13 protein-coding genes and 1 riboswitch are annotated in these 14,583 nt (G+C 36.5%); of the genes, 9 read left to right on the top strand and 4 right to left on the bottom strand.

The window, feature by feature from the left end; translation table 11 throughout:
* Positions 1-135 precede the first annotated feature (135 nt).
* Positions 136-1,293 (top strand): exonuclease SbcCD subunit D, encoded by a 1,158-nt coding sequence (locus ACIPKN_RS20530; RefSeq protein WP_400939577.1) that lies wholly within the window; start codon positions 136-138, stop codon positions 1,291-1,293.
* Entirely contained in the window at positions 1,290-4,370 is a 3,081-nt protein-coding gene (locus ACIPKN_RS20525) for an AAA family ATPase (protein ID WP_400939574.1), read from the top strand. Before ACIPKN_RS20530 ends, ACIPKN_RS20525 begins: the two co-directional genes overlap by 4 nt.
* Before the next feature lie 211 nt (positions 4,371-4,581).
* Here the strand turns inward: ACIPKN_RS20525 and ACIPKN_RS20520 are convergent, their stop codons facing one another.
* On the bottom strand, positions 4,582-4,917 hold the full coding sequence (locus ACIPKN_RS20520; protein ID WP_400939571.1) for a magnetosome magnetite crystal formation protein family: 336 nt from the start codon (positions 4,915-4,917) through the stop codon (positions 4,582-4,584).
* A gap of 125 nt (positions 4,918-5,042) precedes the next feature.
* Positions 5,043-5,151: riboswitch (TPP riboswitch) on the top strand.
* A gap of 127 nt (positions 5,152-5,278) precedes the next feature.
* Between ACIPKN_RS20520 and thiT the strand changes: the two genes are divergently transcribed.
* The 5 genes from thiT (at position 5,279) to map (ending at position 10,342) form a co-directional block, all read left to right on the top strand.
* Complete coding sequence (thiT, locus tag ACIPKN_RS20515; RefSeq protein WP_400939569.1) at positions 5,279-5,839, top strand: energy-coupled thiamine transporter ThiT; 561 nt, start codon at positions 5,279-5,281, stop codon at positions 5,837-5,839.
* Between the two features lie 139 nt (positions 5,840-5,978).
* A complete protein-coding gene (locus tag ACIPKN_RS20510; protein WP_400939566.1) occupies positions 5,979-6,296 on the top strand; it encodes a hypothetical protein in 318 nt (105 codons plus the stop codon).
* 339 nt (positions 6,297-6,635) lie between these two features.
* Positions 6,636-6,830, top strand: a complete 195-nt coding sequence (locus tag ACIPKN_RS20505; RefSeq protein ID WP_142510140.1) for a hypothetical protein — start codon at positions 6,636-6,638, stop codon at positions 6,828-6,830.
* Positions 6,831-7,521: 691 nt separating this feature from the next.
* Entirely contained in the window at positions 7,522-9,084 is a 1,563-nt protein-coding gene (locus ACIPKN_RS20500; RefSeq protein ID WP_400939563.1) for a glycoside hydrolase family 10-like protein, read from the top strand.
* Positions 9,085-9,586: 502 nt separating this feature from the next.
* Positions 9,587-10,342 carry a type I methionyl aminopeptidase gene (gene map, locus ACIPKN_RS20495; RefSeq protein WP_400939697.1) on the top strand — a complete coding sequence of 252 codons (756 nt, stop codon included), beginning with the start codon at positions 9,587-9,589 and terminating at the stop codon, positions 10,340-10,342.
* Between the two features lie 26 nt (positions 10,343-10,368).
* Here the strand turns inward: map and ACIPKN_RS20490 are convergent, their stop codons facing one another.
* A complete protein-coding gene (locus ACIPKN_RS20490; protein ID WP_323655633.1) occupies positions 10,369-11,082 on the bottom strand; it encodes a hypothetical protein in 714 nt (237 codons plus the stop codon).
* Positions 11,083-11,282: 200 nt separating this feature from the next.
* On the opposite strand from ACIPKN_RS20490, the gene ACIPKN_RS20485 reads away from it, so the two are divergent.
* Together ACIPKN_RS20485 and ACIPKN_RS20480 are read left to right on the top strand one after the other, a co-directional pair.
* Positions 11,283-12,107, top strand: coding sequence for a polyphosphate kinase 2 family protein (locus ACIPKN_RS20485; protein WP_400939560.1), 825 nt, complete (start codon positions 11,283-11,285; stop codon positions 12,105-12,107).
* Positions 12,108-12,269: 162 nt separating this feature from the next.
* Entirely contained in the window at positions 12,270-12,857 is a 588-nt protein-coding gene (locus tag ACIPKN_RS20480; protein ID WP_142510759.1) for a GNAT family N-acetyltransferase, read from the top strand.
* 49 nt (positions 12,858-12,906) lie between these two features.
* Here ACIPKN_RS20480 and ACIPKN_RS20475 read toward each other — a convergent pair whose 3' ends face one another.
* A complete protein-coding gene (locus ACIPKN_RS20475; RefSeq protein WP_142510760.1) occupies positions 12,907-13,470 on the bottom strand; it encodes a beta-class carbonic anhydrase in 564 nt (187 codons plus the stop codon).
* Between the two features lie 203 nt (positions 13,471-13,673).
* Positions 13,674-13,808, bottom strand: a complete 135-nt coding sequence (locus ACIPKN_RS20470; protein ID WP_255505301.1) for a hypothetical protein — start codon at positions 13,806-13,808, stop codon at positions 13,674-13,676.
* Positions 13,809-14,583: the final 775 nt, after the last annotated feature.

Genomic DNA, 14,583 nt, shown 5'->3' with positions numbered 1-14,583 from the left:
GGAAAGGACTGAAGCGACGGATAGCCCGCCCCTTAGTTCCCCACGTTATGATGAGGAACCTTTATCAAACTAATAAAAGGAAAAACAATCAATCCATCAGCCGTGATAAAATAAAATAAACAGGAGGCGCAAAGAATGAAAATATTTCATACAGCAGATTGGCATTTAGGAAAGCTTGTACAAGGCGTCTACATGACAGAGGATCAACATTATATTTTACAGCAATTTATGCTAGCCATTGATGAGGAAAAACCGGATGTTATCGTTATAGCAGGTGATTTATATGACCGTTCGATGCCCCCTATTGAGGCAGTGAATTTACTAAATGATATTTTGGCGGAAATTGTACTTGATAAAAAAATTCCTGTGTTAGCGGTTGCGGGGAACCATGATAGTGCAGGTCGATTGAATTTTGGCAGTAGTTTAATGAGTGATAGTGGATTACATATTAAAGGCCAATTTACGAAAGATCATGCGCCGATAGTTCTCCATGACGAGTATGGTGAAGTACATTTTCACCTCGTACCATATGCAGAGCCGGCTTCAGTACGGACTATTTTAGAGGATGATTCCATTCGATCTCATCAAGAGGCGATGGAAAAAATTATCGACCATATTGGGCAAAGTTTAGATCCAACAAAACGTAATTTTTTTGTAGGACATGCCTTTGTGACGAAGTATGGGGAAGAGGAAGCGAACACGAGTGATTCTGAGCGGCCCTTATCAATAGGAGGCTCGGATTGCATAAATGCAGCGTTATTTAAGCCTTTTAATTACACAGCACTTGGCCATTTGCATAAAGCACACTTTGTGTTGAATGAAACGATTCGATATGCCGGTTCTCCTTTGAAATATTCATTATCTGAGCACTTACATGAGAAGGGCTTTTTAATAGTGGAGCTAGATGCACAAGGGGAAGTCACTATCACAAAACGTAAGCTTATAGCGAGACGGGATTTACGTGTGGTAGAGAGCTTAATGGATGATTTATTGCAATTACCACCTAGTGATGATTATGTATTTGTACGTTTAACAGATGCTACGTCAGTAACCTCGCCGATGGAACGTATTCGTACGGTGTTTCCTCATGCAATGCATGTTGAGCGCAAAGTAGCACGCCAAGAGGTATCACATGAAATTCAGACGGTTGAGACAGAGAAAATAGAAGACATCGATTTATTCCGATCATTTTTTACAGATATAATTGGCGTACAGCCAGATCAAGATACAGAACGTCTATTTACAGAGATGCTACAAGAATTATTAGATGAGGAGCGGGAGACAGTAAAATGAAGCCTTTAAAGTTAACGATTACTGCATTCGGTCCATATAAAAATACAGAGGTTATTGATTTTCAACAGCTTGGTGAACATCGTCTATTTGCGATTTCCGGAAAAACAGGCGCAGGTAAAACGACGATTTTTGATGCGATATGCTATGCACTTTACGGATCGGGTAGCGGTGAAGATCGTCAGGATACTGCTATGCTTCGAAGCGGGTTTGCGGATGATGATGTGTATACTGCAGTGGAGCTCGTTTTTGAAATGCATGATAGAGTCTATCAAATTTTACGTCAGCCAGGTCATATTAAAGCAACAAACAAAAGTGTCACTGGCAAGAAAATTGAACTGGCTGAAATCAAAGGAACCACGCTTGATTATAATATTGTAGAAAAGCAGCAAACGCTTGAGGTAGATAAAAAGCTACAGGATATAATCGGCCTCACAAAGGATCAGTTTAGTCAAATTGTTATGCTACCACAAGGTGAATTTCGCAAGCTGTTAACCTCAGATTCTACGAATAAAGAAGTTATTTTACGCAAAATTTTTAAAACAGATCGCTTTGGTGCGATGACAAAAAGACTTGATGCGAAACGAAAAGAGGCGGAAAGTGATTTACTGCATGCTCAACAATTAAAGGAACATCTTCTTGGCCAAATTGCAGGTGCTTTACCACAGCGTTCGTCATCTTTATTTACTTGCATTACTAATAATACTGACAATATGCATCAGCTGAAGAAGGCTCTAGAAGAGGAGCAAACCTATTATACGGAATGTATACAATTGGAATTGCAACGCTATAAAGAGGCTTATGCGCATCATCAAAAAGAGCAGGAATTTTATAGTAGAGCGAAAACACTAAATGAGCAATTTGATGAGCAAACTAATCGTCAGAATCGCCTACAAGCATTGCTACAAGAACAAGATATATATAGCGCAAAAGAACGCGAAATTGCATTAGCAGAGAAAGCAGAGCGACTTGTCATACTTGAGCAACAATGTATCGATTTACGTGCTGAGCAAAATCGTAAAGAACAATCCTATCAGCAAGCAATGACAGAGCAGAAAAACACAGAAGCTCAGTTAAAAATAGCGCAGGAAAAGTTTAACGTTGAAGAGGCGAAAGAATCTGAGCGTCAACACGTTTTACAGCAGGAATTACAGCTACAAGCATTATTACCGACGTTCGAGACGTATGAGAATAATCTGCAGCAAATGCAAATAGCTGAACAATATGTTGCAACAGCAAAGCTAGCTGTAGACGATAATAGTAAAATCGTAGAAACAGGACAAATGCAAGTTCAGCAATTAACAAAAACAATTGAACAATATGAAAAACAACTTGAGCCATATGAAAGTTATTTAGAACAGCTACCTAAGTTAAAAGAGCAAGTATCATTACTAGCGCAAGTTGAAAAATATACGAGAGCAGTTGCAACAGCGGAGCAGGATGTAGCCACTACTAATGTCCATTATCAAGAAAGTAAGCAGGCTCTTCAAAAGTTGGAGCAACAATGGATTGCGAGTCAAGCAAGTATTTTAGCACAGCAACTTAAGGACGGAAAGCCTTGTCCAGTGTGTGGTAGTACAACACACCTCGAAACACATCGTGAGCAATTAGAGATGATTGAATTAGCAGAGGTGGAGGCTTTACGAGCAAAGGCTAGTACTGATGAGCGCAAGTTTTTAGAGAAAGAAGCTTTATTGAATTCTACAAAGCATCTTCTACAAGAGGCGCTAGAACAGTTAGACACGAATGAGATTGATCAATCGAATCAAGCACAAATTGTAGCTTCTTTGCAAAACGTAGAGCAACAAATAACGATCTTAAAAGTAGTGAGCCATCAATTATCTGATGTACGTATGCAACAAAAGGATCATCGTGCACGAATGGAGCAGTTACAAGAAAAGCAAATAAAACTTGAGCAATATTTAGTTGAGAAGACGAAGGAATTGACTAAACAACAAGCAATTGTAGAAGAGCAGCAAAAGCATATTCCAGAAAATCTTACGACGCTACAAGCATTGCAACAGGCAATCGCTCATATAGGATCACAAAAACTTGCATTACAAACTGCGTGGAATAGTAGCCAACAAAGTTTGCAATCTGCCAAGGAAGCCGCAAATAATGCTAGAATGACCGCAGAAATAGCGAAACAGGCTTTTGAGGAATTAAAGCTGAAAATGGATGAAAAGCGCGAGCAATTTTCAGTGAGTATGAAGGAAGCAGGCTTTGAAAGCTATGATGAATTTGCTACTGGGAAGCGTAGCGCGTTGCAAATAGAAGCTTTACGGAAATCTTGCAATGAATATGCACTACAAATCCACACATTACAAGTACAAATTACTGAGGGAGAGAAGCATCTTAAAGGGCAAGAGAAGCAAGATTTAACGACCATGGAAGAAAAGTTAGAGATGCTTCGTGTCACATATGAGGAAGCTTTTAAAGTATTGCAACAAATGGAAGGATTTGCGAAGGCTTGTGCAGACTTTATCAAAAAAGTTGAGGAGACCGAACAGGAGATTCATTTACTTGAAAAAGAAGCGGGGCGAGTAAAGGAGCTCTATGCAATGTTAAATGGACAGAATGTGAAAAAGCTGTCTTTTGAGCGTTATATTCAAATCAATTATTTAGATAAAATAACAGAGGCGGCAAATATTCGACTTTATCATTTATCCAACGGTCAATTTGAGCTACGACGTTCAGATCGCTTAGAAAAGCATGCCAAGCAAAGTGGGCTAGGACTAGATGTGTATGATGCTTATACAGATCAATTACGAGATGTGAAAACATTATCAGGGGGAGAAAAGTTTAATGCGTCTTTAAGTCTTGCCCTTGGGATGGCAGATGTCATTCAAAGCTTTCAAGGTAATATCCGTATTGAAACGATGTTTATTGATGAGGGCTTCGGTTCTCTCGATGAAGAAGCATTAAATAAGGCGATTGATACGCTTATTGATTTACAAGATTCCGGACGTATGATTGGAGTCATTTCTCACGTTGCGGAGTTAAAAGCTACAATGCCTGCTGTGTTGCATGTTGAAAAAGCAATGAACGGTCATAGTCAAACATATTTTGAAGTGAAATAACAAAGAGGCGTATCTCCGTTTTTGGAAATACGCCTCTTTGTTATTTTTTTTTAGTTACGTTAGGATTTGTTCCTTTTTTTGCAGCGATTACTTTTTTGACAATTGGGATAACGATAGGTGCTAATTTTACAGCGGTTTTAACAACTTTAGATACTTTCACAAATAACAGCCCCTTAAGTACTATGTGTTCAAGGAGAGGTTAAGATGAAACTTATCGGATCACCCGAACAGCTTGAATAATATTCCAAATAACGACTCCTAATGAAACGAGAATATAAATTGCGAATGAAACAAACCAAATGATAAGGAAATTATTACTATCTGAATTTAGATCAAAATTAGTGTTGAATGATAAAGTTGAGAAAATAAAGACTGCAAAGAAAATTATTCCGAATGCGACTGGGATTAAATGTGATATTAGTGCTCGAATAGAGTGCCTCTTTACGTCGCTATCTTTTGTCACAAAGTAAACGACTAATGGCACAATAAAGGGTGCGAATAAAATACTGAGATAACTAAAGGCAGATAAAATTTTTTGGTTCTCCATAGTAGTACCTCCTTTTTTAATATTTACGCATGAAAAACGATAAAGTTTCAAAAAAAAAAATGTGGAAGAGGTTGTAATCATAACAGTGTTTGCGTACAATGAGGTTGTTCAATAAAATTAAGATGTACGACCACAAGGGGAGCTGATGATGTCAGCTGAGACTGGGCACGTAATGCCTTGACTCTTCGAACCTGTAAGTTAACACTTGCGTAGGGATTGTGGATAGAAACCGACACTTTTACGATGTGAGGCTCTGTCCTGGCATCGTTTTTTATTTTTTTGATGCCAGATAGGGACATATTTGCCAACTGATTTCTATTCCTGCTCTTGTATCCTACATCGGAACAAAGGAGAGAATATTATGGACAATAAAAAACTGTTAATGCTTGTGGAGATTGCGATATTCGCTGCGATTGGCCTTGTGCTCGATCAGGTTTCCTTTAAAGTATGGGCACAAGGCGGCTCTGTTAGTCTAGTGATGGTACCAATAATTTTAATAGCATTCCGCTGGGGCCTTATTCCAGGCATGACAACCGGTTTACTCATTGGTGTAATGCAAACAATGTTTGGTGCTACAATTGTGCATTGGCTACAAGGAACACTTGATTATGGTGTTGCCTTTACAGTAGTGGGCTTAGCGGCCGTTGTACGTCGACCGGTGCTTGAGGCTGCAAAAAATTTAAACAAAAAGAAAATGGCGATTTATATTATTTTAGGAACTGTATTAGCAGGTTTTTTACGCTATGCAGCACATACCATTGGTGGCGCTGTATTTTTCGCAGAGTATGCAGGCGATCAAAATGCGTGGATTTATTCAATCATCTATAATGGAACATATATGCTACCAGCAACGATTTTAACAGCGATTGTCGGTGTTCTGCTATTTACGGCAGCACCTCAATTAATGCAACGAAAATCATAACTATTATGCCCTTCACATGAGTGAAGGGCTTTTGTTTTGGCTGTTTTCGCAAAGATTGTTGCTATTCAACGAACGGAGCAGTTTACTTCCAATGTGTGCCTCGTCATGCTTGAAAAAACGCCGTATTCAGGAGGGTCTAATGGGGAAGGAATTCTGCAAAAGAACTAAAGAGATAATTGTAGATGGTTTTCAATTCCACTGCGTTATTAATGAGATCCCTAGTAACAAATTTGTGAATTTTAAAGTCTATTCATCAAAAACATCATATTTTGAAGTCTTGTTTACATGGGAAGGTAGCTGGAACTTCATCCCACATAAGCCAAGCAATTGTGAACGTTTAATTAGATATGCGATTGAAAATGGATGGGAATTTAGTGTTGAAAAGAAAACGTTTAAAATAGAACAAGGTAATTTTCTCATTGATAAATTAGGACTAACCTCACACATTTCTCATTAAGCTAACGTAGTGCTTTCCTTCAATAAGAATAGGACTTGCGTGTATGATTGAATCCCATACGCACAAGTCCTTTTGTTATGCTTTCACAACCTCTCCTGTAGCTTCACACATGGCTCTATAGCAACAATTAGAACTGTTTCCCTCTGCTCCACTAACCACACTCACAGGTTCGTTAAAGGCTCGTTCAACTCTGCTTAGGTACTTGTTACTCAGTTCTTGTAGCTGTCAATCTCATTTGTTGCACATTTACCATTTCTCTACCAACCCAAACTCTGCTATGTTACAATTTCGATATAGAAAAAATTTTAAGTTAGTAAAAAAAGTGGGAGGATTTGAGTTTTGAATAGTTATTATACAGAAGATATGAACAGTTTTAATTCAGGAGATATTTTATTTAGTGCTTTCTCGATTTTCGGGTTATTATTTTCTCTTATTCCATTTATTTTTTTCCTTTGGTTTGCTATCAGTACAACTAAGCAATTAAAAAGGCAATCTTTATTATTGGAAGAAATCAATGAAAAATTAAAACGTTAACAAGGACTATAATCTCCTTTTAACAATCAAACCAATTGCCACCACGCTTAAATCTTAGGGACTTGTGCGTAACACTACTACAAGTCCTTTTGTTATGCTTTCTCTATCACTCCTATAGCTACACAAATGGCTCTGTAGCACCAATCAAACAAAAAGATGTGCTACCGTAATCTCATCATAACTTGCTTTATAAGCTCACACAGTCATCTATCACTATTTGCAATCGTTCTACACTTCACCAATCAACTGATTATCAGTTATTGAACTAAACTAGCTAATAGATTGTCAATAAAAATCTTTTAAATTAAAAAACACTTCATGCTAAAAAGCGCAACTCAAATAATCCTCCGAATTCAATTTGGAAGGTTTTTGTTGAATTTGAAAATGCTGTGGGCGTCAAGAATTTAAATAAATGAAAATTACCGGTGAAGGGAGAATAATTGGGTATTTGTGGTATTATATAGTGAGCGAAGAAACAGAATAAAATTTTCCAACGAGCTTCGCAAACAATTGAAATTACCAATAAAGGGTCCTGCCGACAAAATGCTACAGACCTAATTACTGTAAGACACTTTTTGGAAGGATAAATCAGTTCCTACTTTTATAGAATAGGCTGAAATGGTATTTACTTAGATTATAGTAACAGCTAGGTTTTAATAGCTGAGAATTAAAAGGAGAGATTTCATTATTTATGTTTAAAAATTTTTTTGGAAAGTGCTTAGTAACTTTTTTTGTTTTACTTTTACTTATTCCTGTTTTTACAAATCAAAAGGCTACAGCTAATTCACTACCTCAAAATGAAATGCGTGCAGCCTGGATTGCAACAGTATCTAATATTGATATGAAGGCAGGTATGAGTAAAACCCAATATACTCAATGGGTTCAAAGTACCTTAGACAAATTAAAAGCTGATAACTTTAATACAGTTATTTTTCAAGTTAAGCCATTAAATGATGCACTGTACCCGTCTAAGCTTGCTCCATGGTCATCGTATATAACAGGCAATACACAAGGGACCAATCCGGGTTTTGATCCATTGCAAATAATGCTGGACGAAGCACATAAGCGAGGATTAGAACTTCATGCTTGGGTAAACCCATATAGGGTCACTATGCCTTCGCAATCTTTGACTAATCTTGCTGCCGATAATGTAGCCCGTAAAAATTCTAATTGGGTAGTGAAATACGGTAAACAATACTATTTAGATCCTGGTTTGCCGGAAGTTCAAAATTACTTATTATCAACCATAGAAGAATTAGTAAGCAACTATGATATCGACGCTGTACATATGGATGATTACTTCTATCCTTATAAAATAAAAGGAGAGACTTTTCAAGATCAACAAACTTTTAAAAAGTATGGTGGCTCATTCAATAATATTGAAGACTGGCGCAGAAATAATGTTAATCAATTAGTAAAAAAGGTTTATGCAAGCATTAAGGCAATTAAACCTCATGTTCAATATGGAATATCTCCGTTTGGAATTTGGCGAAACAAAGGGCAAGATTCTACTGGTAGTAACACGAATGGAATGAGTAACTACGATGATCTTTATGCTGATACAAGACAGTGGATTAAAGATGGAAGTATCGATTATATTGCTCCTCAAATCTATTGGTCCAGAAATCATAAAGCAGCAAATTACTCTGTTTTATTAGATTGGTGGGGAAGAGAAGTTCAAACGTACGCAAAAGTCCATCCTGTTAATTTATATATTGGCATGGCCAATCATAAAGTTGGAAATGATTCTGATACTGCATGGAATAACAAGACGGAACTTATCAGCCAAGTAATCGCCAACAGAGCAAATAAAAATGCTCAAGGACAAATGCATTTTTCTCTAAGAAGTATTAACAATAACGCTCTTGGATATGCTTCTTATCTAAATCAGCAACTATACAATTATAAAGCTTTAACACCTACAATTTATTGGAAAGGCTCTGCAATACCTTTATGTCCAACTGATGTTAAATTGAGTAAAGAGTCTTTCGGCATGAAGCTTACTATTACAGATGAAAATAGTACTCAACCAAGGAAATATGTAATATACCGATTTGATGGAACAAAAGAAGGATCATATGAAGACGTTAAAAATATAGTAGACGTGGTTTATAACACACAAGGTAATACTGTTTATGTAGATACTATTGCAAATAATAGTAAAGCATACACATATGGTATAAAGTCTATATCTGCTACAGGTGTGGAAAGTAAAACTGCTTTTGTTCTAAAAGAAGGAAATCCTTACCAGTAGCAATAGAGCCAACACCTGAAGGGCCAGAGAAATCAGAAAAACCTGTAGATCCAAGCCTATTGGTAGAAAATAATCGATCATTTTTATAAAAACCAATCTTAAATTTGAGGGATAAGAATCCATTTTGATCAATCTTTTTGTTGAAGAAGGTAGTCAAACCAGAAGCAACAATCTTTGAGAAAACAGCCTTTGTTTTTTAGCTAGCAAGGGATGACATTTGTTGAAAAGTATACATTGTATATTTGTTGATTGGAGTGGAGGATGGGCGACTCCTCGGGGATTAGCGTCACAGATGAGACCCTGCAGCGAGCATCGCGAGTGAAGCGGCTCATCGGACGCCCCCAGGAAAGCGCCCAGCCGGAACGGAAATCAACCTCACATTATGGAGATGTCGGCACTTTACAATTTATGATGGCATATAATATTTAAAGCGTTTAGCGTTTTATGTATAAAAAGTTATGTTATATTAAATAGTAGATATTAGATGAAAGGGACGTTAAAAATGATTGTAAAAACGCAAGAAGAGATTGAAGCATTTAAAAAAATCGGCCGTATTTGTGCTGAAATTCGTGAGGCAATGAAGGCTGCTACAAAACCAGGTGTAACAACACTTGAATTAGATGAAATTGCAGGTCGTATGTTTGCTGAAGCAGGAGCAATTTCTGGACCTAAAGGGGAGTATGATTTCCCAGGCTACACATGTATTAGTGTGAATGAGGAAGTCGCACATGGTATTCCTGGTAAACGTGTGATTAACGAGGGAGATATCGTAAATATAGACGTATCTGGGTCACTAAATGGCTACTTTGCTGATACGGGCATTTCATTTGTAGTTGGCGAAGGCTATGAGGATAAAGAAAAGCTATGTCACGTAGCCAAAAGTGCTTTCGACCGTGCGATGACAAAAGTAAAAGCTGGATCAAAATTAAACCAAATCGGTAAAGCTGTTGAGCGTGAAGCATATGCCAATGATTTAACAGTGATTATGAACCTAACAGGTCATGGTTTAGGTCGTTCTTTACATGATGAGCCAAATCATATTTTAAACTACTATGATGCTTGGGATTCAACAATTATGAAAGAAGGCATGGTGCTTGCAGTCGAGCCATTTATCTCAGCGAAAGCGGAGCATATTGTAGAATCTGGTGATGGCTGGACATTCATTACGCCAGACAAATCATTAGTCGCTCAAATTGAGCATTCAATTATCGTTACTAAAGACAAACCAATTATTTTAACTTCTCTAGATGAACAATAAAAAAGCTGAAAATCCTGCTAACCAATTTATTTTTGGTAGGCAGGATTTTTTTTAATAAATAATATACCGACAAGTAGCACTCCACATAAAAACAAGGCTGCAGTTGTCACAAGTAGCTCATCGAAACCATTATGTAATGCGACCCCGATATAGGACCAGATAAATACACTTGGGTAGATAATATCAAAATAATGGAATCGAATATGTAGCGCTATTGCCGCTCCAATGGTCAGTAAAATAACTGCCCAAAGTGGATCACTAAGGCCAAGACCATTCCATTGATAAGATGTTAACATGAAGCTTACATTTGTCATTAGGCTAAATGTAATCCATGCTAAATAAACCGAGAAGGGTATACGACCTGTGAGTGAATTATTGCTAAGAGGGTACGCTTTGTACAACTTAAATAAATACAGTACTAAAACAAACGTACTGATAATTGACATGATAAATAGTTCGTGATGCCAAACAACAATTGCTAACGCCTGCATGATACATATGCTACTAAAGAGAACAGTCTGTTTAATAGATGTCTTTTTTAGGTTCATGACTAACCAATAACCAAGTAACATGTAAACCACAATCCAAATCATATAACTAACATTAAACGGTGCAAATATTACTGGAAAACGATTTAAGATCTCTAAAAAAGAATGATCGTTTATTTTCATGAAATAGGATGAAAAGGTTAGGATGAGTGAGACAATAAAAGTTATTGTCATCAAAAAAAATCGAGGCATGTTTTCTCTCCCTTCGTGTTAAATTGTATAGGGAAAAGACAAATAAGTATAGGACTGAACATTATATTTTCATTATAACGGAAATTTCCAACGATGTATCGCGTGTTTCGTTAAAAATATCTACAATTTACCATTTGGATAGTTATCCATATACTTCTTTAGTACAATGAAAATATTCGAATGTAAGGAGTGAAGTTTTAATGACTCAAAATTTAAATGATCTAGATTTATCAGTGAAACTGGATAAGAAAATGTACAAAAAGAAATTAAAAGTACTCCAATATGAAATGTTAAATGCTCAACAGTTTTTATTAAAAAATAAAATTGGATTAATTCTAGTATTTGAAGGTATGGATGCTGCTGGTAAGGGTGGCGCTATTAAGCGTCTAATTGAACGTGCTGATCCGCGTGGCTATGTCGTGCACCCAATTGCAGCACCTCAGCCTCATGAACTACGCTACAATTATTTACAACGTTTTTGGCGAAAGCTGCCACAACATGGACAAATCGCTATTTTTGATCGCTCATGGTATGGTCGTGTATTAGTTGAGCGAATTGAAGGATTTGCAACAAATGAAGAGTGGTCTCGTGCATACGAAGAAATTAATAACTTTGAAAAGATTTTAACAGCAGGGGATTATATTGTTATTAAGTTTTGGCTTCAAGTATCTGATGAGGAGCAGCTTAACCGTTTTAGAGAACGTGAAGAGGATCCATATAAGTCTTGGAAGCTAACAGATGAAGACTGGCGAAATCGCGAAAAAACACCTCAATATATAGAAGCTGCAAATGAAATGTTTGCGAAGACCGATAAGAAAAGTGCTCCGTGGGTTCTAATACAAGGAGATGATAAAAAATATGCTCGTGTTCAAGTGCTGCAAGAAACACTAGCACATATCGAATGTGAGGCAAAAAAACGTGGCCTACATTTAACGAATGTTTTAGACACAGCACATTTAGAAGATGCGGAATCGTCTAGCCTTGAATTGCTAGAGGAGAAGCCTAAAAAACAAAAAGTGAAATAATGATATAGATGCTGTAACAACAAGACGAGATGTTTTAGTTGTAGCAGCATCTTTTTTTACATACAATAAAGTAAAATTGCAATTAGTGGGTGTTTCTTCCATTGGTAAATGAACGCAGGCATTAAAACGTATTGATAATTATCGGAAGGTTAGTGTGGAAAAATGGTGCTTAAAATTTGGAGATTATTAAGGAAAAAGGGTGAAAATGTGGTATCAATTCAAGGAGGGAAATGCTACATTCGCACATTTTATGAAAAAGATGCACAAAGTTTAACCGATCTCGTAAGTCGCAATAAATACTTTTGGTCTACACATGAGCCGTTACAACGCCCTGAATATTATACAATTAATGCTCAATATAAAAAAATTCAAGAATGCTTATACTTAATGGACTCAAAGAGGGAATTTTCCTTTGGTATTTTTGAGCCGGGTACAAATAATTTAATAGGACATATTGCTCTTTATGCAGTAAAACGTTTACCGTATTCTAGTGCGTTTGTTGGTTATGCGATGGATGAAATTTATATTGGAAAAGGGATCGTCACGGAAGCAGTTAATATGGTCGTGCAATTTGCGTTCGAGCAAGTAGGCTTACATCGAGTAGAGGCTTATGTTTCAACACAAAATAATTCTTCTATCCGAGTCTTAGAAAAGGCTGGATTCCAGCGTGAGGGTCTTTTGAGAAAGCTGCTGTACATTAATGGTAAATGGGTGGATCATTATATGTATGCACGTTTAGAGGGTCAATAAAAAGAAGCGTCTATCTTTCAGTATTGAAGGATAGACGCTTCTATTTTTATTATTGTTTGCTACCGTCTATGATTAAATCAAGGCGACCTGTATTTGGATCAATCACTAATCCATGAACAGGTACGTCTTTAACCATTAACGGGTGATTGCGAATAGTATCAACGCTTTTCTTTACACTTGTTGCTACGTCACCAAAGCCACGTAAAAACTCTTTTAAATCAAAACCTGAATATTCAATCGTGTCGATAGTTTCAGGGGTAATCCCTCTAGCAACCATTTTATTTAACATGGCTTCTGGGTCAACTGCACTCATACCGCAGTCGTAATGTCCAACAACATACACCTCATCTGCTTGTAGTTCATAAACAGCTACAAGTAAACTACGCATAATTGCACCAAAAGGGTGACTAACTAATGCCCCAGCACTTTTAACGATCTTTACGTCGCCATTACGCAAATTCATAGCTTTAGGTAACAGCTCTACAAGTCGTGTATCCATACAAGATAACACAACGATGCGCTTATCAGGATACTTTGTTGTAATAAAAGGCTCATATTTCTTTTCTTGAACGAAATCTTCATTAAACTTAAGAATATCTTGTAACATTGTCATGAAAGATTGCTCCCTCCCTTACAGGAATTATTTTAGAGCAAAACTTTAAATATGCAAATAATAATGACAATATTCACGCGATTTTTTACGAAAAAAAAAGAAGTTTAGTAATTTATTTAGCGAATCGAAATAATTAAATAGCCGTAAAATCTGCCGGAAGATAATAAAAAAACAGCTACTTACTGTAGCTGTTTTCAACAAAATTAAAATTTTTCGTTTGGTTTTGGATCTACAGTCACTGAAGACTTAGAATCTAAACCAACTTGTAGGTAGTGGATGAAGAATGCCAAAGAGATTAATAATACGACACTAAAGCCTAGTACAGTCGTTACGAACATAATAAAAGCCCCTCTCTACTAAAATAATCTACAATATTATCTAAAGTAATTATACAATAGGTTACTAGGAAAATCTAAGGAGAATTTATGACATCCACAACACACCTAGTTCAGACTAATATTAGTAGGGATAAATTACTTGAATTGTCCAGTTGATAATATGGAAAAGTGATTGTTTTTACCTAATAGTAGTGGCGCTTTCTATATTCTGTTGCCTAGAAATAATCATAAAGTAATGTACTGAGCTTTGTGCATTTCGTCTGTTGAAATAATTGATTTTAAATTTTCTTGTCCGTGCTTAGCCGCGACGTTTTTTGTACCGAAAGCGTAGCGGCAGGTATAGAAGTCTCTCCGTCTTTAGTTGGTGAAAGAAGTTCTTTGTGCCAGCACAAAGCCGAATGATGCAATTATGCCGAGGCATAATTGATTAAATATGGGAAGAAATTAAATGAGTCTTTTGGAGCGTTTTCATAGCGAGTGCGAAAAAAGTATGTTGTCGGATAAATAGACATTAAACTGTTTTATACCATTTTTATGCGATGTTTTAGCGATTATTTGAGGTGGTTTTTTGTTTTCAGTCGAATTACTCATATGAATGCGTGGATTTTTTTGGATATTTAATCCTAATTTTATGACTAATCAAGCATTTTTTAGTAATTTTGTGTCGAAGAATAATAACAAATTCTTAATTTTTTTCAAATGAAGACAATTTAGTGTATTATTCTTAATTCAATATAATCAAATATGGTCGAAAGGTGAATAAAAAGTATTTATT

Origin of the sequence: Lysinibacillus sp. NPDC086135, from assembly GCF_044746345.1 — a bacterium.
In the GTDB taxonomy this organism is placed as follows: Bacteria; Bacillota; Bacilli; order Bacillales_A; family Planococcaceae; genus Lysinibacillus.
The sequence above is the reverse complement of the archived record's forward strand: the minus strand, read 5'-3'. Positions and strand labels throughout refer to the sequence as shown.